General features: G+C 43.8%; 21 protein-coding genes. 15 read left to right on the forward strand and 6 right to left on the reverse strand.

Annotation, left to right across the window (positions count from 1 at the left end; genetic code table 11):
• Nucleotides 1-25 precede the first annotated feature (25 nt).
• The 4 genes from VIB_RS15895 to VIB_RS15910 all read right to left on the reverse strand — a co-directional run bounded on the left by VIB_RS15895 (nucleotide 26) and on the right by VIB_RS15910 (nucleotide 4,988).
• A complete protein-coding gene (locus VIB_RS15895; protein ID WP_004394916.1) occupies nucleotides 26-1,156 on the reverse strand; it encodes an ISAs1 family transposase in 1,131 nt (376 codons plus the stop codon).
• Between the two features lie 157 nt (nucleotides 1,157-1,313).
• Nucleotides 1,314-1,538, reverse strand: coding sequence for a four helix bundle protein (locus VIB_RS15900; protein WP_083797802.1), 225 nt, complete (start codon nucleotides 1,536-1,538; stop codon nucleotides 1,314-1,316).
• Between the two features lie 166 nt (nucleotides 1,539-1,704).
• Complete coding sequence (locus VIB_RS15905) at nucleotides 1,705-4,275, reverse strand: SLBB domain-containing protein (RefSeq protein ID WP_004397438.1); 2,571 nt, start codon at nucleotides 4,273-4,275, stop codon at nucleotides 1,705-1,707.
• A gap of 176 nt (nucleotides 4,276-4,451) precedes the next feature.
• Nucleotides 4,452-4,988: an outer membrane beta-barrel protein gene (locus VIB_RS15910; protein ID WP_050782774.1), complete on the reverse strand. Its 537-nt coding sequence runs from the start codon at nucleotides 4,986-4,988 to the stop codon at nucleotides 4,452-4,454.
• A 507-nt stretch (nucleotides 4,989-5,495) separates the two neighbouring features.
• Here VIB_RS15910 and VIB_RS15915 point away from each other — a divergent pair.
• The 12 genes from VIB_RS15915 to VIB_RS15970 all read left to right on the forward strand — a co-directional run bounded on the left by VIB_RS15915 (nucleotide 5,496) and on the right by VIB_RS15970 (nucleotide 19,200).
• Nucleotides 5,496-5,771, forward strand: a complete 276-nt coding sequence (locus VIB_RS15915; protein ID WP_004397444.1) for a hypothetical protein — start codon at nucleotides 5,496-5,498, stop codon at nucleotides 5,769-5,771.
• A 176-nt stretch (nucleotides 5,772-5,947) separates the two neighbouring features.
• Complete coding sequence (locus tag VIB_RS15920; protein WP_004397445.1) at nucleotides 5,948-6,622, forward strand: YjbF family lipoprotein; 675 nt, start codon at nucleotides 5,948-5,950, stop codon at nucleotides 6,620-6,622.
• A gap of 3 nt (nucleotides 6,623-6,625) precedes the next feature.
• Nucleotides 6,626-7,450, forward strand: coding sequence for a capsule biosynthesis GfcC family protein (locus tag VIB_RS15925; RefSeq protein WP_004397446.1), 825 nt, complete (start codon nucleotides 6,626-6,628; stop codon nucleotides 7,448-7,450).
• A gap of 2 nt (nucleotides 7,451-7,452) precedes the next feature.
• On the forward strand, nucleotides 7,453-9,609 hold the full coding sequence (locus VIB_RS15930) for a YjbH domain-containing protein (protein ID WP_004397447.1): 2,157 nt from the start codon (nucleotides 7,453-7,455) through the stop codon (nucleotides 9,607-9,609).
• Between the two features lie 147 nt (nucleotides 9,610-9,756).
• Nucleotides 9,757-11,289 carry a hypothetical protein gene (locus VIB_RS15935; protein ID WP_004397448.1) on the forward strand — a complete coding sequence of 511 codons (1,533 nt, stop codon included), beginning with the start codon at nucleotides 9,757-9,759 and terminating at the stop codon, nucleotides 11,287-11,289.
• A gap of 121 nt (nucleotides 11,290-11,410) precedes the next feature.
• Nucleotides 11,411-12,352 (forward strand): ADP-glyceromanno-heptose 6-epimerase, encoded by a 942-nt coding sequence (rfaD, locus tag VIB_RS15940; protein ID WP_004397449.1) that lies wholly within the window; start codon nucleotides 11,411-11,413, stop codon nucleotides 12,350-12,352.
• A gap of 23 nt (nucleotides 12,353-12,375) precedes the next feature.
• Nucleotides 12,376-13,542 (forward strand): nucleotide sugar dehydrogenase, encoded by a 1,167-nt coding sequence (locus VIB_RS15945; RefSeq protein ID WP_040905694.1) that lies wholly within the window; start codon nucleotides 12,376-12,378, stop codon nucleotides 13,540-13,542.
• 206 nt (nucleotides 13,543-13,748) lie between these two features.
• Entirely contained in the window at nucleotides 13,749-14,714 is a 966-nt protein-coding gene (lpxM, locus tag VIB_RS15950) for a lauroyl-Kdo(2)-lipid IV(A) myristoyltransferase (protein ID WP_004397451.1), read from the forward strand.
• 120 nt (nucleotides 14,715-14,834) lie between these two features.
• Nucleotides 14,835-16,106, forward strand: a complete 1,272-nt coding sequence (locus VIB_RS15955; RefSeq protein WP_004397453.1) for an O-antigen ligase family protein — start codon at nucleotides 14,835-14,837, stop codon at nucleotides 16,104-16,106.
• A gap of 37 nt (nucleotides 16,107-16,143) precedes the next feature.
• Nucleotides 16,144-17,190, forward strand: a complete 1,047-nt coding sequence (gene waaF / locus VIB_RS15960) for a lipopolysaccharide heptosyltransferase II (protein ID WP_083797804.1) — start codon at nucleotides 16,144-16,146, stop codon at nucleotides 17,188-17,190.
• Nucleotide 17,191: 1 nt separating this feature from the next.
• Nucleotides 17,192-18,451, forward strand: a complete 1,260-nt coding sequence (gene waaA, locus VIB_RS15965) for a lipid IV(A) 3-deoxy-D-manno-octulosonic acid transferase (protein ID WP_004397455.1) — start codon at nucleotides 17,192-17,194, stop codon at nucleotides 18,449-18,451.
• A gap of 53 nt (nucleotides 18,452-18,504) precedes the next feature.
• The gene (locus tag VIB_RS15970) at nucleotides 18,505-19,200 is read left to right on the forward strand and encodes an acyltransferase (RefSeq protein ID WP_004397457.1); all 696 of its coding nucleotides are present in this window, start codon (nucleotides 18,505-18,507) and stop codon (nucleotides 19,198-19,200) included.
• Nucleotides 19,201-19,309: 109 nt separating this feature from the next.
• On the opposite strand, the gene VIB_RS15975 is transcribed toward VIB_RS15970, so the two are convergent.
• Nucleotides 19,310-20,023 (reverse strand): 3-deoxy-D-manno-octulosonic acid kinase, encoded by a 714-nt coding sequence (locus VIB_RS15975; protein ID WP_004397459.1) that lies wholly within the window; start codon nucleotides 20,021-20,023, stop codon nucleotides 19,310-19,312.
• Nucleotides 20,024-20,045: 22 nt separating this feature from the next.
• Complete coding sequence (locus VIB_RS15980) at nucleotides 20,046-20,432, reverse strand: diacylglycerol kinase (RefSeq protein WP_040905696.1); 387 nt, start codon at nucleotides 20,430-20,432, stop codon at nucleotides 20,046-20,048.
• Between the two features lie 100 nt (nucleotides 20,433-20,532).
• Between VIB_RS15980 and VIB_RS15985 the strand changes: the two genes are divergently transcribed.
• The 3 genes from VIB_RS15985 to VIB_RS15995 are packed head-to-tail and all read left to right on the forward strand — an operon-like array spanning nucleotide 20,533 to nucleotide 23,418.
• Nucleotides 20,533-21,588: a glycosyltransferase family 9 protein gene (locus VIB_RS15985; RefSeq protein WP_004397461.1), complete on the forward strand. Its 1,056-nt coding sequence runs from the start codon at nucleotides 20,533-20,535 to the stop codon at nucleotides 21,586-21,588.
• Nucleotides 21,581-22,372 (forward strand): glycosyltransferase family 2 protein, encoded by a 792-nt coding sequence (locus VIB_RS15990; RefSeq protein ID WP_004397462.1) that lies wholly within the window; start codon nucleotides 21,581-21,583, stop codon nucleotides 22,370-22,372. The genes VIB_RS15985 and VIB_RS15990 overlap by 8 nt, the downstream gene beginning before the upstream one ends.
• Nucleotides 22,369-23,418 (forward strand): glycosyltransferase family 4 protein, encoded by a 1,050-nt coding sequence (locus tag VIB_RS15995; RefSeq protein ID WP_004397464.1) that lies wholly within the window; start codon nucleotides 22,369-22,371, stop codon nucleotides 23,416-23,418. Before VIB_RS15990 ends, VIB_RS15995 begins: the two co-directional genes overlap by 4 nt.
• The last annotated feature ends 12 nt before the right edge of the window (nucleotides 23,419-23,430 follow it).

The following is a 23,430-nucleotide window of genomic DNA, read 5'->3' on the forward strand; positions in this document are numbered from 1 at the left end:
CACGGAAATCGCATGAATACCCCCGTCATTCAAGGGCTCCAAGTACCTTACCTAAGTACTCCACATCCATCGCGCACTTCATTCGTTTGCGTTGAATGCCTCCCTTAAAGCTCGTTTCTTGCTTTAAAAGGTTCAAACATACTTGCCTGATCCTTGAAAAAGCCTCTGCGCGATCATCGACTCGAATGCGACATGCATCTTCTCTAAAAGTAACATCAAGTTGCCAGTGCATCGACTCAATTCCCCAGTGAGAACGCGTTGCATCATGTAACTCTTTCGCACTGAGTTTTTTCGAGCTGATGTAGAAGCGGACAGACATATCTTGCTCTGTCGCACGCTCTTCTGTTTTACGCATGTTGACCATGATGCCGACACTTTTCAGGTTTGGCCATTCAAGCTCTAAATCACCTAAAAATGACAACTCATGCGTGACTAATGCACAGCGTGTTTCCTCGCGGCCATGCCCTTTTTCTTGGCTCGCATAACTGTCGCCCTCTGCAAACTCCTGCAACATCGAAGGGCGATAAAACTCACCTATTGCTTTCTCTAACGAGCCTTGGTTTCCCTTTACAGCAAGTAAGTAATCGGCATTTTTATCGATTATCTTTTGCGCGATTTTTCTTTGACAACCCATAGCATCAATCGTCACCAAACAACCAGAAATATTTAGCAATTCCAACAACTTAGGTATTTCTGTGATTTCATTGGTTTTTGCATTCACCTTAGATTGACCAAGACAAAGCCCTTGTGCGGTTGCAAATGCATTGACCATATGAATTGCAGAGCGTTCTTCAGATTTGTTATAAGAGCCGCGAACGGTTTTACCATCGATTGCAACCACTTCGCCATCTGTGATTTGATGACAATCTTTCATCCAACTAATGAACGCTTTTTGCATCGCTGACGGGCTCACCATCCCCATAACGCGAGCGATGGTATCTGACGACGGAATACCATTCTCAAAATCACCCAATGATTTAAGAAAATCGGTTCGGCTTTCACCAAAATCACAGATACCTTCCCAGGTATCAAAGCCGGAGAGCACACCACAGATCGTCAACAAAATAATGTCTGACAATTTGTGTTCTACCTTAGCGGCTTGACGGTAATCTTTTATCACTTCGAAATGCATAAATGGGTTCGTTATTGTCGTCATAATTTGGCTCCGTTTAAGTACAGAACCATTAAAAAACACTCAAAATGATCTACAAATTGATCCTTAATGAGTTTCCAATATTGTGATGGATGCTAAAGAAATACCTTGTAAATTAGAAGGCACTAATTTGACGAAAACCCTTTAAAAATAGGCATATTCATGCGATTTCCCTGCCAAGTGAGCTTTTGGCATAGTACAAAAAACGAATTTGATCTTTTAGGGTTTCGCGCTCTTCACCCTCTGCAATATTAGAAGGAACTGAAAGTCCAGAACGAGTGATTTGGTCTTTAAATCCCCAATTACTGACTGACTCTGTCATTTGATATATTTGACATGAGAGTCGTGATGCTCTTTTCCAAACATCCAGTTGTTCAAAGCGCATGGGTGATCCTTATCAGATATAGAGCCCTGCTAGAGCGTTGCTCTCGTGTCTAGACTAAGAGCGGACTTCGCCCTGCTAGAGCGTCGCTGCGCGACTGCGAGAAGCTAGATTCTAGCAGGCCGTTAGGCCGCTCTAGTAAGTTGCGTTAGCAACGCTCTCGTGTCTATTACTTCAACGCATTGACCGCTACACCGGTTTGATACAAGATTTGCGTCGCAGCGGTCCAGACGTTAAGTGCATCGCGGTAATCGGTATCCACTGGGACAACAATCGTATCACCTGGGTTTAACGTTTCATTGCGGCGACCGAACCAGAAACTGGTGTTGGGGGTAAAGACCGAGCCGTCAGCACGGACCACGAAAATACGCCCTTCATCCGCTTGCTTCTTAATACCACCGGCGCGGTTGATGTAATCTTTCACGGTTAAACTTGGGTCGAGTAAGTAGGTGATCCCCACTTGTACTTCACCCATGATCGAAATGGTATTACGGAATTTAGGCACGTATAAAAAGTCACCATCTTCGAGCATAAAGTTGGCACTTGGCTGACCAGCAATCACTTCATCGAGTTGTACTACCATACGCCCTAGGGCGCGACTCTTGGTCGCTTCTTCAATAAAGGCTAAGGTTTTATCTGGATTAGATATTACACTTGAAACACGACTATCGGCATTAAAACTTTTTTTGGCGACTTCGCGGCGCATATCTGCAGCGTATTGAGTAAGCAGTTTTTGCTCTTGCAAACGCAATGCTTCGCGGGTAAATACTGCACCTTGTGGGTGAGCAAATTCGGTCAAACCACCCGCACGTTCAATCACTTGCGCTAAGGTATCCCCAGGCAGTACGGTATAATTCCCCGGGAAGCGAACTTCACCTTGTAGCGTGATGGTATTTTGCTGGCGGACATCTGGTCGTTCAAATACGCTTAGCCTATCTCGTGGCTTAACGACCACTTGATAATCCCCATTAAGCACGGCGGTTAAGTTAACTTGCTCAATATTGGCTCGGTTATCCGCTTGGTTAATCGCTGCGCGGGTTAGCTCAGCACGGGCACTGTAAGCATTGGCGGTTAAACCACCAGCAGCAGTAAGTAAGCAGTTTAAATCATGCTGTTGAGTTATCGGGTAACGACCTGGGTAACGCAGTTCACCCACGAGCTCAACAATTGGTGCTGGCTCGCCGTAACGTGCTTGTTGTTGTAAGCGAAACAGTACAGGGGTTAATAGCGCACGACGTGAATTGGTGGCTTGGTTACTATCTATAACTAACTGGGCACTGATCTCTTGTTTATCTTGACGAGCTTGACGCTGAGCTTGATCTAAAGATTGAATGGTTTCTTCTGTGGTGCCGTTATCGCGATCAACACCATTACGGCTAAAAATAATCAGTTGATCGCCATTATTAAGCGAGAGATTATTTTTTCCTGCAGGATTGAGTAACGCATCCGCTAGGCTAAATTGTAAAACTTTAATGTCACGTTGATGATTAATTTCTCTAACCACCAGCGCATAATCTAAATCAGCCGTTGGATTAAAAGCGCTGTCTTGAGATTGAAAGACGTCGCTAATAGTCATGCCATCACGCCACTCGAGCAATCCTGGATGACTCACATCCCCTATCACTTGTATTACATTAGTTAAAGGATTAGTGCGGGTGGCAACCGTAAGAATATCACCGCGACGAGCAGGTTGATTGAGTACACGGATATCGGTCAAATTGAGGTCAATCAGTTCGACACTTTCTCCTGACAATAAACGTTTAACTTGACTACGCTCAGCAAAGGCATTGATACGCAATCCGCCTGCCATGGCGATTAAATCTTGATAGGTTTCTCCCGACTTGATCTCATATATAGCAGGACGTTGCACTTGTCCTTCAATGGTTACCACATCGGCTACCGGAGCAATCCAAACCACATCACCCGGCAGTAGGCGGACATCACTGCTGGTATCGCCTTTCAGTAACAGATCGTACATATCTAAAATTTGCACGACTTGACCATCACGTTTAAGCTGAACGTTACGTAATGCACCACTGTTGTTAAAACCACCACTGTGATAAATCGCTTGTGATAGGGTAGTTAAAGCACTCACGGTATAAGCACCCGGTTTATGTGCTTCACCCATTACAAAAATCTGCATACTACGTAATTGGCCTAAAGTGATATCGCTACGCACACCGATCATTTGCTCTTGAACGCGTTGCGTAATGCTAGCTCTCACATCACTAAAAGCTAACCCTGCCACAGAGATAGGGCCTAAAGTAGGAAAATTGATCACCCCTTCCCGGTTAACCAACAACCGATGCGTAACATTCACTTTACCAAACAGTTGCACGACAATTTCATCTCCAGGGCCGACAGGATAATCACTGGGTACAGGGGAGTCATTCGTCGGAGCAAAGGTAGAAGGCGAAGAGGCAAATAAACCCAAGCCAAAGCGCTTTAAACCATTCGCTTTGCCATTATTTTCTTTGTTTTTATTCAGCTCATCATCTTCTGAGTCTCTTGGTTCTTGCGTTGCAGCCTCTTCTAGCTGACTAGGCGACTCGCTATTTGTCGCTTGTGCTTGTGCCTGCGATAAATCAACACCAAATTGATCCGCTAGCGCTTGTTGCTGACTGGCTGGAAGATTTTGAAACATGTTGATCTGTGCTGGCGTTGGACCTTGAGCAATAGCTTGGCTAGCTAATAAACAAAGTAATAGCGGCGCAAAAAGGGTAAAGCGTCCTTTAAACATGGTAGTTTCCGATGGTTGGGTTTTTAAGTTCCTAGGTTCTAGGATCCTAGGTTCTAGGGTTTTTTGGTTCTTTAGGTTCTGGGGTTTTAGGTTTTGGTTTTCCCTAGGACCTGCTCTTTCCTAGGCCCTGGTTTTTCCTAGGACCTTGCTTTCGCTTTTACCTAGAATCTTTTCAATCAAAATTTAAATTGAATACCCAGCTGAAGTGCGCTTAAACGAACATCATCACCATGCAAATAGTTAATCCACTCACTGGTGATGGCACTGGTTGAGCTCAACGCATAGTGAACCCCCAAACCAAAACTTATGCTGTCGTCATAATGTGATTGATTGCGATAATCAGCACTCACATAGCTGTAACCGCCAAGGGCATAAACTGAAGTACGAGGAGTTACGGGGATATTGGCTTTGATAAAGGCACTTGAGAGGCTATCAATGGCTAAACCTGCATCACGCTTAACACTCGCAGCGTGGCGGACTTCAATAGCAAGATAATCATTGAAAAAATAACCAATTTGCGCTTGTGCTAAAAGGGGAGAAGCTTCTTGCCAAGTTTGGCTACGAAACTCACTACTACTATAGAGGCCGTTAAAACCGAAGTAAGTATCAGCATGAGCAGATGCGCCAGCAAAACAGGTTGCAAGTGCTAAAAGAGGGGGAATGCATCGGCCTGACGTTAGGGCGCTAATGCCTGAAATATAGGTGTTTGCCATGATATTTAAATAACTCTTATTGGTAAATGAACCGTGTGGTTCTATACTTTATTATTGCTTGGCTTTGATTGCCAAGTCTGAGTTAGCAACAAAAGATGACTGAACATCACATTGCTTCATTTTTAGGCATGCTACCGCCCTACGCTGTCACACGCATTCCGGGCAATCATTGTAATTAGTTTGAAAACCTTGTTGCCAAACTTAAACAGAAAATGAAAGCCAGATTTACTGCTGCTAATTAAAGCATTGGGTTGGAACAATTAATTCAGCGCAGGATTACATCACAAACTGGCGTTGATAAGCAAACACTTCCCAACCAACAAAACGTGACAACCATCACACTAAAAGCAATCATCAAGCTCATGAATGGTTATTTAATCAACTAAATTATCATTAACAGGTATTGTGTTTACAAATGCTTTTTTTTGTACTTACAATGGGCGCGGAATGCCTGTCATTTCATAACATCGATGTTATTTTAACCCTTAAAAATCCATGGAGAAACTTATGAAAAAAACAGCAATGGTTTTGCTGGCAACATTCGCAATGGCACAAGGTGCAATTGCAGCTGAAACAGTAGGTACTGCGGGTAGCACAACTGGTACTACAGCAACGGCTGGCGCAGGTTCTGCAGGCGCTGCAGGCGCTGGCGCAGCGGCTGGCGGCGTGGCAGCAAGCACCGCAGCAGCAGTAATGGCAGCAGCAGTAGCGGTAGCAGCGGTAGCCGCTAGTGACAATGGTACACCTGGCACAAACGCTTCAAACGCTAGTGTGCAAAAGTAAAAATAATGACTGATCGCACCTAATACAGAAAGCCGCTCTATTGCGGTTTTCTTTTTCTAACGGTATCTATTTTAATAGGTTATGTATACACGATTTCATCATCCCGTTGATAGCATTGATTAACTCACCACATTACCGTTATTCTTTGTCGACTTGCCTGTATTAAGGATTGTGATATGCGCTTAGCCCATCACGGCTTGCTTATTGTTACGCTTGCGCTTAGCGGTTGTGCGCCGCAAACGCAACATATTTCAGAAACACTCTCAGTGGCACTGTTTGGGGTCAGTGATGAACGCGCTACCGTGGATTACGCCCAAACGCTGCCTTATGCGTCTTTATTTGCTAGCTTAGATAACGCGCCTCATGCTCTGTTAGTGTTAGCTTGGGATGAACCCGGTCAACATGATGCACTGGCTTTAAAATGGATTTCCGCTCAGCAAGAGCTCATTGTTACTGAAGCGGGACGCATTACCAAAACGGTTAATTTGGTGGTCGGCAACCTTCAACATCTCTATGCCAGCGAACCCGATCCACTGAGTCTGAATCTGTTGCTCGATAGCACACCGAAAACTTGGCGTTATCAATTAAGTTGGCAAGATACTCAGCGTCATCAGCAACCCGCGGTTTCGACATTTATTATTCATCCGCAACAAGAAAAAGCCTTGCCTAATGGCACTCAATCACTGATTTGGGTCGAGGAGCAAGTTTCATTGCCACTGATCAAGCAACGCTATACCAATCACTATTGGCTAAATCCAACGAGCGGCAAAGTGATTGCCAGTGAACAGCGTTTGGGACCAAACGGGTCTCAACTGGCCTTATCCATTGCTAAACCTTTTGCAGGAGAATAAACCATGCGCTTTGCGTTATTGTTCATGCCATTCTGGCTTCTGGTTAGTCAATCTAGTTTGGCAAGCACACCGGTTTCTCATCCTATTGCAAGCTCTCGTAGCAATGATTCAACCTTTAGCGCACAAGTGGCGATTTCAACCGCTCCACCGATGCTTAATTTGGTTGCCGAAGGCCCAGTACGTTTAGAGGCGATGATGATGGAGGCACTGCACGCCCAACAACCTACCTTAAGTACCTTACAGGTCGATTGGCAGCGCGCCGCTTTGTTTATGCTCAATGCTCCTTTTGCTCATCAAGCGCAAGTATTAAAACAATTGGCCCTGCAACAAGACAATATCTCTGCGGATCAAGCCCGAGCTTGGGAGCAGTTACGTAACCAATTGCGACGCAGTGAATTTGCTCAGCGTGAGTTTATCCCTCTTGATCCGGATGTGATTCGTGTTGTTGATCGGCACAACCCGTTATTGAAGGGCCATTTTGCCCTTCATTTACCGCTGCTCAGCGACCAAACGAATGTTTCGGTATGGGGCGCAGTTAACGAGCCAACCCGCTTTGAGTGGCAAGCCAATTTCAGTGCCAAAGATTATGCCCAGCAAGCACAGTGGATAAATCCTAGATTAAGTGCCGTGATGGTGATTCAGCCGAACGGCGACGTGCAATCTCACCCGGTTGGCTATTGGCAATCGCAGCCTCTACCCGTTCAGCCCGGTGCCATTATCTACGTACCTTTTACGCGCAGCCTGCTCGCTTCTCTGTCACGCTCTGAGTTAGATCAAACCAATCAGCAAGTGGTTGAATTGCTTCGCCACCTTTTGCCCACTGAGTAACCATGATGATGTTAACTAACGGTTTCTTTAAATATTTAAGCTACACTGGTGTCTTATTGTTGGCCCTCCCCGCCACCGCACATACGTACACACAATCGAATTTTGGTGGTACTGGATTAATGCAAATGCCCAGCGCACGCATGCAGCCGGAAGGGGAATTTAGCGTCGGTTTTAATCATAACGATGCCTATGATTTCTATACCGTTTCTGTCCAGCTTTTTCCATGGTTAGAAACCACCGCTCGTTACGCCCAAGCACACGATCTATTGTATAGCAACGATCCTTCTTTTAGCGGTAATACCAAATACACCGACAAGTCGTTTGATATCAAAATGCGTTTATTGGAAGAGAGCTACTGGCTACCTCAAATTTCCGTTGGCTTTCAAGACTTTGCAGGCACAGGGCTATTTGATGGGGAATACCTAGCAGCCAGTAAACGCTGGGGACCTCTTGATGTTACCCTCGGCATTGGCTGGGGATATGTCGGTAACCGAGCTAATCTACGCGGCGATAAATCGTTATCTGCTGACTGTGGTCGAGACACCAACTATAAAGCGAATGGGGGCAGTTTTGATGTAGAACGCATGTTTACCGGCTGCATGGCTCTGTTTGGTGGCATTGAATATCAGACTCCTTATCAGCCGTTGACCTTAAAAATCGAATACGATGGTAATGATTATCGCAGTGATTTTCCGGTTGAAAGGGGCAAAACCTTAATGACCCAATCAACGCCATGGAATTTTGGGCTTAATTATGCGGTGACCGATTGGGCCAGTGTACGCCTTAGTTATGAACGAGGTAATACGGTTAATCTAGGAGTTAGGCTGCACAGCAATTTCTCTTATATTAAACCATTGTGGCTTGATGAACCCAAACCCGCTTATCAACCCAATGAACCTCGCACCCAGCTCAGCAACGAAGAATGGCAAGCCTTGACCGAAGAAGTAGCTCAAGTCGCGGGTTATCAATCGGTTCGACTCTACCAAAGTGATGACGCAGTGACAGTGACAGGCGAACAAAAACGCTATCGAGATCGCCAAGAAGCCCATGAACGAGTCGCACGCGTTGTGCTTAATAGTGGCATTGATACCGATGAAGTGCGGATCATTGAAACGCGTAATCAACAGCCATTAACTGAAGTCGTTATTAACCGCGAACAAGCCCATCAAGTGCTGAACCAAGCCTATATTGGTAGCCATATTGGTGATGCAACCACATTACAAGAGCCGTCGCCGATTGTCGGTGAACAACACACGCATCAAGATAAAGCGTGGGATTTTGGGTTAGCTCCATTACTACAACAATCGTTTGGCGGGGCAGAAAGTTTCTATCTTTTTTCGATTGGTGTACGTGCGGATGCCAGTTGGCGCTTAAATGATCACTGGCTACTGTCTGGCAGCTTATACGGCAATATTTACGATAACTACGATAAATTTAACTACATCGTGCCACCCGATGGTACCGATTTAAAACGCGTTCGTACACTCGGTCGAGAGTATTTAGAAGATACGATACGAGTTAACCATGCTCAGTTAACTTACTTTGATCACTTAGGTCACGGTGTCTATAACCAGTTCTATGGCGGTTATTTAGAAAACATGTTTGCCGGTGTCGGAACCGAATGGCTTTATCGACCACTTAATGACAACTGGGCATTTGGGGTTGATATTAACTACGTCGCGCAGCGTGAAGCGGGATCAGTCTTTGGGATTTATCATGACGAAGTTCAACGGGATCACCAAGATACTTATCGAGTGCAAACCGGTACTGCCACTGGCCATGCCACGTTATATTGGCAGCCGCAATTTTGGTCATTACTGGATAACAGCTTATTAAAAGTCAGTGCTGGACGTTATTTGGCGGAAGATATTGGCGTGACTGTCGAGTTTTCTAAGCAGTTTGCCAGTGGCGTGATTGTCGGCGCTTTCGCGGCGAAAACCGACCTCTCTGCTGATGAATTTGGCGAAGGAAGCTTTACTAAAGGCTTTTATATCTCAGTCCCACTAGAGATGATGACGGCGAAACATAATACCAACCGCGCGGCGATCAGTTGGATGCCGATTCAACGTGATGGTGGGCAAATGCTCGGTCGTCAACATAGTTTATTTGGTATGACGGACGCAAGAAGCCCATGGTATGAAAAACCAGTGAGTCGATAGAAGGTTCTAGGTTCTAGATTTTGTTCTTCCTAGGGCCTGCTTTGCCTATGTCCTAGGCCCTAAGATCTTTTTATGGTCCGATTTTTGCTTTGTTTTTATCAATGAGATTCGGCAACGTCAATAGGCGACATTCAGAGACTTCATACTATGCAAAAACAAATTATAACCAGCGCTATCGCCCTTACCCTATTCGGCTGCGGCGGTGGAGAAAGCGGCAACTCTGGCAACCCGGCGCCGCCGGTAAAAAACTATACGATTAATTTTTTAGGGACTGGTTTACAAGCTACTGTTGGTAACTGCCAAGTTTTTGGGTATGGTCCTAAAAAAGAAAATGGATCACGCGATAAAATTATCGCCTATCGCACCCAGCCAATAAATACTCCTACAAGGCAATATGAAGTATTTATTCATAATGCGGATGGCAGTGTACGGCAGCATTTTAGGGGAAGTGGTCTCAATACCAATCAACTCCAATTTGCACAACGTGAAATCCCTAATGATGGTTATTTGAGTTTTGTCATCTTTGAAAACTTCGGAACTAATGTAACGACTTTTGCAAAATCTTTATTACCTGACGCATTTTCTGTCTATACCGAGGGGAATATAACCTCGTGTTTAACGCCTAATAGCGCAAATCCACGGGAATTTGAAGTAAAAGGGCGGATTCAAAGGGTGTCTGGTGAACCACTGTCCGGTTTTAATACCGCCTATCAAAACTTAGACGATATTACAAAGTTTTATCTACTAAATAATCCAGATATCGAACCAATAACGTTTCTCTCACAAGATCGTCCTTTGCTAGCAATAAATTATGAAACCGACAGTGAAAGCAAAGCAATTAAATCCCTCCTTGGATTTAAATTTACCCCTTTTACGCAAACGGGTACTTCAGGAAATCCAATAAAACTTGATCTATTAGTTCACCGAAATGCTCCATGGGAGTCACCTACGGATATTAATGTTGAAAATGCATTTCTATTTGTGAATGGGAAAAAACAACTACCCAGTGCCAATTATGCTTATTTATGGCAGCCATTTATTCAAAACGGTGAAGTAATTCATGATAAGTTTAGTTATACCGATAGCATTGGTGATAATAATTACTATCTCTATTTACAGGGTCAGCAAAACGTCAATGGTCACCCATACTACTGGGGTATACAGCATGTAGCCCAAGGTACAACAAACGCAGGTGCAAGCCTAAGTGCTGACCAAGTTCTGGATCCTCTTCCACAAGCTGAAACGCCAATACTAGAGGCTTGTACTTTGAATGAGTCGCGTCAATGTTTAATCGTTAATACTGGTGAGTTATCAGCTAACGATGGTATCCAACGAACAGTATTAGATGCAAAACTACGTGCAAGCTCATCCGTAAGCCTAAGACAAGTATTCTATACTCCGATTCAAGCTACGCTACCTATATTATCGTTTAACAAACCAAACCTCGATCAAGGGTTGGCAGAAAATACCGCAACGACTTCAGTATCGTTGTTGATCAGCAACTCTGTAGAAGTACGTGAAGCATTTTTATATCAGCATCAGAATTTACAAGGCGGAAGCGAAAATCTTTTTGACCCCAAAGTAGATATCATCCCACTCCTAAAAAATATCGCTGCCCAGCAAGATCAACAAGACTTGCTGAAGCGCCAACCTTATACGTGGGTATGGTTAGAAGAATAAAGGAAATAGGGATCTAGGATCTAGGGCCTATGAACCTAGGTCCTAGATTCCTAAACCTTCCCCACCTCCCCCTTTCCTGCTACTATTTTGTGAGACTTTTTAGCATAAGGTAGAACAGGTTATGATCATCGTCACTGGCGGTGCTGGCATGATTGGCAGCAATATTATCAAGGCCCTGAATGAACGCGGCATTAGCGATATTTTAGTGGTAGACCATTTAAAAAATGGCCGTAAGTTCAAAAATTTAGTCGACTTAAACATTGCCGACTATATGGATCGTGATGATTTTCTGACCCAGATTATGGCCGGGGATGATTTTGGCCCAATTGATGCCGTATTTCATGAAGGCGCGTGCTCTGCGACGACCGAGTGGGATGGCAAATATGTGATGCTCAATAACTATGAATACTCTAAAGAGCTACTGCATTACTGCCTCGACCGTGAAATCCCATTCCTTTATGCTTCCTCGGCGGCAACCTATGGCGATACCGATACCTTTATTGAAGAGCCACAATATGAAGGTGCATTAAACGTTTACGGTTATTCCAAGCAGCAATTTGATAACTATGTCCGCCGCCTATGGCAAGACGCTGCCGAGCATAAAGAGAAGCTATCGCAAATTACTGGCTTTCGTTACTTTAACGTCTACGGCCCACGTGAGCAGCACAAAGGTTCAATGGCCTCGGTCGCTTTTCACTTAAATAATCAAATGAACGCTGGGGAAAATCCAAAGCTGTTTGCGGGTAGCGAACACTTTAAACGCGATTTTGTTTATGTTGGCGATGTCGCAGCGGTCAACTTATGGTTTATGGACAGTGGCGTATCGGGCATTTTTAACTGCGGTACCGGTAATGCAGAATCGTTTAATGAAGTCGCCAATGCCGTCATTAAGCATCATGGAAAAGGCCAAGTAGAAACCATTCCCTTCCCTGAGCATCTAAAAGGTGCTTACCAAGAATATACGCAAGCGGATTTAACCAAATTACGCGCCACGGGTTGTGACGTGACGTTCAAAACCGTTGCTGAAGGCGTCGCTGAGTATATGGCGATCATCAACCATTAATTTTATTGAGAGAGGATGATACTGTGAAAATAGCCGTTGCAGGAACAGGCTACGTGGGCTTATCAAACGCCATGTTGCTCGCTCAGCACAATCAGGTGGTTGCTGTCGATATTATTGAAGAAAAAGTCGCGATGCTCAACCAGAAGCAATCGCCCATTGTTGACCACGACATTGAGGATTTTCTGCGTAACAAAAATCTTAATTTTGTTGCGACTCTTGATAAAGTCCAAGCTTATCAAGACGCTGATTTTGTGATTATTGCCACGCCAACAGATTATGACCCAACGACAAACTATTTCAATACCGCCTCTGTTGAAGCGGTTATTCGTGATGTGATGGCAATCAATCCTAATGCGGTGATGGTCATCAAATCTACCGTTCCGGTTGGTTATACAGAACAGGCTAAACAGCAGTTCCAGTGTGAGAATATTCTCTTTTCACCTGAATTTTTGCGTGAAGGAAAAGCCTTATACGATAATTTGTATCCTTCTCGTATTATTGTCGGTGAACAGAGTGAGCGGGCGCAAGTGTTTGCCAATCTATTATTGGCGGGAGCGATCAAAGATCAGGTTCCCGTACTGTTGACCAACTCAACCGAAGCCGAAGCGGTAAAATTGTTCTCTAATACCTATCTTGCTATGCGTGTGGCTTATTTTAATGAACTCGATACTTACGCTGAAGTGCATGGCTTAGATAGCCGACAAATTATTGAAGGTGTAGGGTTGGATCCGCGAATTGGTAACCACTACAACAACCCTTCATTTGGCTATGGCGGCTATTGTCTCCCCAAAGATACCAAACAACTGCTAGCAAACTATCAAGCGGTACCGAATAATATTATTGGCGCGATTGTCGATGCGAACCGTACTCGTAAAGATTTTATTGCCGATTCAATACTAAAACGTAATCCCAAGGTGGTTGGTATCTATCGGCTGATCATGAAAACGGGATCGGATAATTTCCGCGCTTCAAGTATTCAAGGGATCATGAAACGCTTAAAAGCCAAAGGAATTGAAGTGATTGTCTATGAGCCGGTACTCAAAGAGAGTCACTTCTTCCATTCACAAGTGATCAACGATTTAAATGCGTTTAAGCAAGCGGCTGATGTGATTGTCTCTAACCGTATGACCGATGATCTCAAAGATTGTGCTAGTAAAGTGTATACCCGTGATTTGTTTGGTAGTGATTAGTCTTTAATACGATTTAACCTTACTCCTACTCTTGCATAGTCGTGGTGCAACAATTGCGCCGCGACCATCACGGCGCCTTTTATATCGTAACGTTATACAGAGCATTGCCTATCATTTTGTCAGATTGTTTCTGTTCCGTACTGTAGGGAGCTGCTATACTTTTCTGATAATTCAAACAATATTCTCGCTTTTATACTGGGTAGTTTATGTCTTTACCACGCAATGACTTTGATCAATACGCCTATAATCCAAGGTTTCAATGGCGTTTTTTTCACCCTCGTTACTGGGGAACGTGGCTAGCGATTATCATCGCTTGTCTGATCAGCTTTCTACCTACTGGCTTTAAACGTGCTATAGCAAGTGGACTTGCTCGTTTAGCCGTTAACGTAAAAAGTAAAGCCAATAACCGCGCCAGAGTGAATTTGGCGATGTGCTTTCCAGATAAAACTGAGTCTGAACGAGAAGCTATTCTGAGCAAAATGTACGTCACTTCAACGATGTTTTTGATGAGTTTTGCTTCGACAACACTCAGAAGTAAACAGTGGCTAGAAAAACAAACGACCGTGCGTGGTTTGGAGCATGTTGAACAGGTACTAGCAAAGGGTGAGAACGTAATTCTTCTCGTCCCACACACTTGGTCAATTGATATTCCGGCCATTTTGCTTGCTTCACGTGGATTACCGGTTTCAGCGATGGCAAAAAGCCAGAGTAATCTACTTTCCGATTGGTTGATGCACAAACAGCGTGTGCAATACGGTGGGCGAGTTTACGATCGTAGTGTCGGTATTAAGCCATTTATAAAATCGGTTCGTAAAGACGGTTATTTAGGCTACTACTTACCCGATGAAGATTTAGGTCGTGAGCACAGTGTGTTTGTCGATTTTTTTGCCACTCAAAAAGCGACCATTGCTGGATTGGGCCGCATATCAAGCCTTAGTAAAGCGAAAATTGTTCCTCTGTTCGCGATGTTTAACACCGACACAGGGGGTTATGAACTGGATTTTTATCCCCCTTTGCCTTTTCCAACAGGTGATGAACAACAAGACGCACGAATGATGAATGAGTGTATTGAAGCATATGTCACCGAGCGTCCAGAGCAATATATGTGGATTTTACGTCTGTTAAAAACGCGCCCTGATTCAGAGGTTAATCCTTATAATGCAAATCGATAAATACACATCTGTTGCTATGATGGACAATGGCCATCCTGCATTACAGATATGCAGCAACAAAAATCACTCATACACTATCGTTGAAAGTGAAAAAAGTATAACTTATATAAGTGAACGCTGATGATAAAACCATATAATACGCGCTATAATAATCTAATTTCTTTAGTCCTATGCAGCTTCCCAGTATTTTGTTTAGCGCTCGGTAAAGGCTACAATTATCCAGCTATTTTGCTTCTGATTACTTCACTGCTAACGTGCTCTTATTGGGTAAAAAAAGCCACCTTTACTCGTCCTGTTATCATTATTAGTATTACATTTATTGCTTACTTTGCTTCTTATCTTCTATCTTGGTTTGTTTATGATGGAAAGCTATCAGATTTAGATCAGGCGAGTCGATTTATTCTTGTTCTACCCATTTTATTTATGCTAATTCACTTTCGAATTCGATCTCAATGGTTTTTTTATTCATTATGCATCGGGGCGATAATCGCTGGAATTATCTCTATCATTCATGTTTACCATATGGACTTCTCACGGGCATTTACTGGGCAAAATAGCCATTGGTGGCTGAGAGGTTATATGCCGATTCAATCTGGCAATATGGCAATGACGTTAGGTTTTCTTGCCCTAGCAATCAGTTTTTATGCTTTAAAAACACGTCAATTCACTTTGCTCATCGTCAGTTTACTAGGTAGTTTTGGTGGGGTGCTGGCGAGTTTTCTATCAGGAAGTAGAGGAGCATGGATTGCGGTACCTTTTGTCTTACTTTATTTACTCTGGGCCAATAAGTCATTGTTGAATAAAAAGATAATTGTGATCATCTCAGTAATCACTATTGGCATTGCCTTAACTATTTCATCGATTGACCGTGTACAAGACCGTGTCGCCACGGCAGTGCATGAGATTCAACAGTATGAGCAAGATAATCGATACTCGTCATTAGGCATACGATTCGAGCTGTGGAAAAACGCCCTACTGACGTTTAAAACTTCTCCGCTCATTGGCGTTGGTGAAGTAGAACGTTACACGCTGCAAAAAATACATGGCGATCAGGGTCTTATTGACTACAAAGTTGCTCACAACTTTTTTTCTCATGCACATAACCAATATTTAGAAGACCTGTCGATTCGTGGTTTAGTTGGTTTGACCGCTCTATTAGCCCTATTTCTGATACCATTAAAATTAAGTGCTTCTCGTTACGTCAACCCGCGAAATCCTAAGCATCAATTAGTTTCCCAATTAGTGATTGTGCATATTCTGTTATTTATTTTTTATCAGCTGACTCAAGCAATGTTTAGCCACAACTCTGGAACCATTTTTTTCTCGGTTATGACGGTTGCACTATTAAGTTTAGTTTACACTATAGAACCATTAGAAAATGAGCAAATTTAAAGCAATGTCTCATCGTGCATTTAATAACAGAAACAACATGAAAATTCTAATCATTGGCCCATCTTGGGTGGGCGATATGGTGATGTCACAGTCTTTATACATTACCCTTAAACAGCAGCACCCAGACGCTTTGATTGATGTTATGGCTCCCGCATGGTGTAAACCGATTTTAGAACGGATGCCTGAAGTCCATCGCGCATTAGAACTGCCTTTTGGGCATGGTGAATTTCAATTTTTTGCTCGTCGAGCCCTTGGCTTATCTTTGCGTGGTCAATACGATCATGCCTACGTTCTGCCTAATTCCGCTAAATCAGCTCTGATCACTTGGTTTGCACGTATCCCTGAACGTACAGGCTGGAAGGGAGAGATGCGCTATGGTCTTTTAAACGATATTCGGAGCAACAAAAGACAATTCCAATATATGACTGAGCGCTATGTGGCACTGGCTTACGATAAATCAACCATGACTGGCTCTGATGCTTTAGGGGGTTTAGATAAGCTGCCAAAGCCTAAATTAACCATTACACCAGAGCAACAGCAAACTACCGCTAGGAAGTTTTCTTTATCGCTAGGTGATACGGTTGGCCTTTGCCCTGGCGCCGAATTTGGTCCAGCCAAACAGTGGCCAACCACTCATTACGCCCAAGTTGCCACCTATTTGCTGCAGCAAGGTAAGCAGGTATGGTTATTTGGTTCAGCAAAAGACAGCTTGACGACCCAAGCGATTATTGAACAGGTTCCCGAAATGCTTAGGGCTAACTTGGTTGATTTGGCTGGAAAGACTAGCTTAATTGAAGCCGTTGATCTGCTCGCTTGCTGCCAAACCGTCATCAGCAATGATTCTGGCTTAATGCATGTTGCGGGAGCGGCGGGTTGCCAAGTTATCGGTGTTTATGGTTCAACTTCCCCACACTACACGCCACCATTAGCTGAGAAAAGTGCTATTGTTCATACAGACATAGAGTGTCGTCCTTGCTTTAAACGTGAATGCCCTTACGGTCATTTAAAGTGCTTAACTGAGTTAGCCCCACAACAAGTGATCATGGCCTTGCAGACTTTTGAGTCGTCAAGTGTGGAGCTATAACGTGTTGATTCGTTGGCTATACAGTGCACTGTTATTACTCGCAGCGCCTTTTATGCTTCGTTCATTGTATAAAAGTAAGCTAGGTAAACCACCTTTTGGTTCTCGTTGGCCAGAACATTTTGGGCGTACTCCAAAGCTCAATGATGCTGGAAATCCAATTTGGATTCATGCTGTATCCGTCGGTGAATCGATAGCCGCCACACCGATCATTCATGCGATAAAGCAACGTAATCCACAGCAATCGATCATTGTTACCACGACCACCAGTACTGGTGCACAACAAATTGCCAAATTAGGCAATCTGGTTGAACATCGCTATATGCCGTTGGATTTTTCCTACTGTGTACGTCGATTTTTAAACGTGGTCCAACCAAGCCAGCTACTGATCATCGAAACGGAATTATGGCCGAATACGCTGCGCTGTGTTGCTCAACGCTCAATTCCGATCACCATAATTAATGCTCGTCTTTCTGAACGATCTTGTCGGCGATATCAACGGTTTCAAGTGGTTTTTGATCAACTAGCCTCTCATATCACGAGGCTGTTATGCCAGTATCCAAGTGACGCAGAACGCTTTTTACGGTTAGGCGTTGCAAAAGAAAAAGTCATGGTCACGGGTTCAATAAAGTTTGATCTAAATATCAATCATGAGGTAATCCAAGCAGGTGAGCAGCTTCGTCAACAGTTGGGTCCACATCGCCCAATATGGATCGCCGCAAGTACCCACAAAGGTGAAGATGAGCTCTGTTTAGACGCTCATCGACAAGTATTGCGCTCTTACCCAGACGCTTTGCTGATCCTTGTACCACGCCACCCAGAACGTTTTGATTCTGTCGCGGAGCTTTGTTTATCACAAGGTTTTACGCTTAGTCGACGAACGCAGCACACCAAGACGTGCACTCAGGTTTATCTCGGAGATACCATGGGTGAGATGTTGACCTTGATTGGTAGCGCCGATATTTGCTTTATGGCTGGCAGCTTATTGGGTAATAAAGTCGGTGGGCACAACCCACTAGAGCCAGCAGCGTTAGCAAAGCCGATCCTTAATGGTCCCAGTTATTATAATTTCAGTGAGGTGACAGAGGCTTTATTAGCGGCGAATGCGCTACACCTTTGCGCTTCCCCTCAAGAGATCGCACACACCCTGATTGAGCTATTCAGTCATCCTGACGTTGCACGAGAGAAGGGACAGCAAGCAGAGCAGGTCGTAAGTAATAATCGAGGGGCACTAGAAAGAACTCTTACGGCCATTTTCTCGTGAACGGCCATCGTATAATCTATACTAGACCAGAAACCTAGCAGAACGTATCTAAAATGAAAGTCTTTGATTACTTAATGGCGATTCCTAAAAGTTTGTATTTTAACCTGCGTTATTTTGGCTGGCGAGGATTCACATTTCCAGTACTTGTTTCTCATCGTACTGTGCTCAAAAAAATGTCTGGTCAAGTGATCTTGCCTGAAAAAACACAAGTTGCTGGAATTAGAATTGGATTTGGCGATGTACCGATTTTTGATAAACAAAGAAGTCGGGCAATTTTCTACAATCAAGGTACCATTTGTTTTAAAGGTCGAGCAAAAATTGGTCACGGTGGTAAAATTGTTGTCAAAAAAAATGCATGTTTAACTTTAGGTAATCGCTTTAACATGTCAGCAGAAAGTACTGTCTATTGTTGCCATAAAATAACATTCGGCGACTATAATCTACTTTCTTGGCAAGTACAGTTAATTGATGATGACTTGCACCATATCTACGCTGAAAATGCGGTTGGTACTATCATTAATCCTCCCGCTGAAATCAAGACGGAAGATTCCGTTTGGTTTTGTTCTCGGGTGAATGTTATTAAAGGAGTCACGATTGCATCCAATTGTGTTATTGCTGCCGGTAGTAATGTTGTGACCAGCCTCAATGACAGTTTTTGCATTTATGGCGGCAATCCAGCAAAAAAAATCAAACAAGGAATAAACTGGGATAGCGCAGAAAGAGATTACATAACCAAAGCTAATACGTGATGATTTTATTCCCCCTCCCCCTCAACCACTTGTTTATAGACAAACGATGTGCCTTGATAGTTGGCGAGCAATAGTTATCTTCCTCATCTGATCGTTATCAATGCCGATATTAACGTTTTTCTTCAACATAGCCCGCTAATAGTGACTGCCATTGCTGCGTTTGCCAGTGAATACCAAATCGCTGCTGTTCTTTATGAAAAGAGCGCAGCAAACGCTGTAAATTAGCTTCTTTCCAATTTTCACCGGGTTGCTGATAGCATTTATCAAAATCGATAATCCATACCTTGTCTTGATCATCGATTAAAATATTGTGAATATTGAGGTCGGTATGATTGACTTGGGCGCGATGTAACTTGGCAATCTGTTGACCTATTAAAAAATAATGTCGCTCATCGAGCGGGTTTTCCTGCAAAATCGCCACCAGATCACGGGCATTGGTAATTTTTTCACTCAATAAATCGGCTTGATAAACCAGTCCGCGCTTAACCGCTCGCGCAGCTATCGGACGAGGTACATTCACTCCTTGTTGACGTAAATGTACCAACAGATGAAATTCGGCATAGCTGCGCGTTTTATGCCATCCTTGAAACCAATATTGATCGCTAACTACCTTGCCAAATAATCCACCTCGACGGTAATGACGCAACGCCGCCTCTATATGCTGCATAGCAACAAACCACGTCGTTCCCCGCCCCTTAGCACTGCCAATGATTTTTTGTTCAGATTGCCAATAGTCGGTATCAAAAAGATGGTGAAGAGGCTCACTGACCCATTGGTCGTCATACCAAATCATTTGCTGCTTGAGCGAGCATTGTTTAATCATTACGACTGATCCTTAACGCCTGTTATAGATAATGAACATAAAGTAATACACTCCAGATAAGCCCTGCGAGTAATAATGTCACCATTACCGCCGCAGAGCCGATATCTTTCGCACGTCCACTCAACTCATGACGCTCAGAACCGACCCTATCCACCACAGCTTCTATCGCTGAGTTAAGTAATTCGACGATCAATACCAGCACGACGCTGGAGAACATGACTAATCGTTCCAACACAGGCAAATCGAGCAAGCACAGAATCGCTCCAGCAATCACCAACAGTAGCAACTCTTGGCGAATAGCCGCTTCATGTTGAAAAGCTGCTTTTAACCCTTGCCATGAATAACCGGTCGCGTTGATGACGCGGCGTAATCCTGTTGCGCCAGGTTTTCCGCTAAAGGGAGGTTGCATGATGAATATCTCTCATTTTATGGTGAATTCAAAAAGGCTTATTTTACATTTATCGGCAGACTCTGCATAATTTAGGCTCATTAATGAGTGAGCTTTTTCCATGTCCCTGTTTTCTTCACCACCTCAGTCTGTCTGTTTTTTACGCCTTTCGGCGATAGGTGATGTCTGTCATGCCGTCGCCGCCGTTCAAGCTCTGCAAAAACACTGGCCAGACACCAAAGTGACTTGGATCATTGGCAAAGTTGAAGCCCAGTTATTGCAAGGCTTAAACAATGTCGAGCTGATCATCTTCGATAAAAAAGCGGGCTTCGCCGGCATGAAAGCGGTTTGGCGACAGTTAAAAGGTCGACGATTTGACGCCCTTATCCATATGCAGCTTGCGCTGCGAGCCAGCTCACTGACGTTAGGGATTCACGCTCAATACAAAGTCGGCTTTCATCGCCAACGAGCGAAAGAAGGTCAGTGGTTATTTACGAACCGTAAAATTGCTGATCATCAATCTACTCACGTCTTAGACAGTTTTTTAGCCTTTGTTGAGTATCTCGGTGTACCTCGCACAGCCCCAACGTGGTCAATGCCGATTGGCGAGCCAGAACGAGCTTTTGCTCGTCAACAATTACACGATAAGCCAAGTGTGGTGATTTGTCCTGCTGCCAGTAAAGATGAACGAAATTGGTTAACCGAGCGTTATGCCCAATTTGCCGATTATGTCACCAATCAAGGTTATCAAGTGGTGCTATGCGGGTCGCCTGCACCACGAGAAGTTCAATTAGCAGCAACAATCTCAGAATTAATGACTCAGCCGGTCATCAATTTGGTAGGCAAAACCAGCTTAAAACAATTAACTGCTGTACTGGGTGAAGCTAAGTTAGTACTTGCTCCTGATTCAGGGCCGGCTCATATTGCAACAACCCAAGGCACGCCTGTGTTAGGCTTGTATGCGCACAGTAACCCCAAACGCACAGGTCCTTATTTTAATATTGGGGATGTCGTCAGCGTCTATGAGGATAACGTGATCAAACAACAGGCAAAATCTCTCAGTGAGCTGGCTTGGAGCACGCGGGCCAAAGGCACGGATTTGATGCAACAGATCACGGTATCCGTAGTGATTGAAAGATTTGAACATATGATGAAAGGTGTAGTACTTAATGACTAAATCCACTCCGACGTTGGCTGTCGCCTTAATCGTCAAAAATGAAGCAAAACATTTACAAGCTTGCCTCGAGACAGTCGCTGATTGGGTTGATGAGATTGTTATTCTTGATTCTGGTAGTGAGGACGCAACAGAATCGATTGCTCGTCGCTTTACTGACAAGTTCTTTGTGAACAAAGACTGGCAAGGCTTCGGATCTCAGCGCCGTTTAGCCCAATCCTACATAACTGCAGATTATGTACTATGGCTAGATGCCGATGAGCGAGTCACTCCAGAATTGAAAGCGAGTATTTTACAAGCCGTAAAACATGATAAACCCAACACTGTGTATCAGATCGATCGCTTAACTACGGCCTTTGGTAAACAAATTCATTATTCTGGCTGGTCACCTGATTGGGTTACTCGCCTTTATCGGACTTGTGAAACACAATATAACACGGCTTTAGTGCACGAAAGCGTTGAAATTCCCTCTCATCTAACACTCAAGTCTCTATCTGGTTATTTACAGCACTACACTTTTGAGTATCTACCACAATACACAGCAAAAACTCAGCATTATATGAAAGCGTGGGTTGATCAACGAGAAGGTAAAAAATCCGCAACCTTAACTGGCGCGGTATTACATGGCTTTTTCCGTTTTTTTAAAATGTATATTCTTAAACGTGGCTTTTTAGATGGTCGCCATGGACTATTACTGGCGATTTTAAGTGCTAACACCACATTTACTCGTTATGCAGACCTTTGGTTGCGTGATTATGTCCGCCAGCAAAAAAGAGAGCGCTCATGAAAATTTGTCATGTTAATCTCGCCTCTGGTTATCATGGTGGTGAGAATCAAACACTACTACTGATTCAACAGCAGATTAAGTTAGGTTACCAACTTACCGTTGTTGCTAACCCCAAAAGTCTTTTTTACTCACGAGTAAAAGAACTACCTTGTCGATTAATTGCTTGTAAACACTTTTTAACTCAGCACGGAAAAGCTATTACACAAGATTCAGATTTAATTCATGTACACGAAGGACGAGCGATTTATTGGGCTTGGTTACAATATCAGTTGTATAAAATACCCTATATCATCACTCGTCGAATTGATAATCCTCTCAGTGAACGATGGTTTGCAGCTCAAGCTTACTGCTCGGCTAGCGCATTAGTCGGGTTAAGTCAGGAAATTTGTCGACAAATTTTATTACGCTACCCGCTGAAAAAGGTGGTCACCATCCCAAGCTCACCAGTTCGTTATCCCATTAATCAGCAACAAGTCTCTCGGATTCGTGAACAATTTTCTCATCCATTCTTAGTTATTCATGCGGCGAATATGCTTCATCACAAAGGTTTTGATGTTACGCTTGCAGCCGCTCGCCTATTAATGGACTCAGAATCGGACATTCATTTCGCTTTGTTGGGAGATGGAAAAGAGCGTCCAGCATTAGAACAGCAAGCCAAAGGTTTAACAAATGTCCATTTCATGGGTAAGCAGAACAATATGGGTGATTGGTTTGCTGCTGCTGATATGCTTATCCATCCCTCTTACAGTGAAGGGTTAGGCTCTGTGATTTTAGAGGCAATGGGTAGTGGGTTACCTGTCGTGGGTAGTCGAGCCGGAGGGATCCCAGACATCATTGAAGACCGTGTTTCTGGCTTATTAATTACCCCCGGAGATGCCCAAGAATTAGCGCAGGCTATTTTGCAAGTTCGTCATGATCCAAATCTTGTTGACATATTAACCATCGGACGAGAGAAAAAGTTACGCGATTTTCAGATTGAACAAACTGCACAGCGTTATCACACGCTCTACTCAGAAATAATGAAAAGCAATGCTTGCTGTTCATAAAAACTGAAAGTT

The organism is Vibrio metschnikovii CIP 69.14 (assembly GCF_000176155.1).
Taxonomy (GTDB): Bacteria; Pseudomonadota; Gammaproteobacteria; order Enterobacterales; family Vibrionaceae; genus Vibrio; species Vibrio metschnikovii.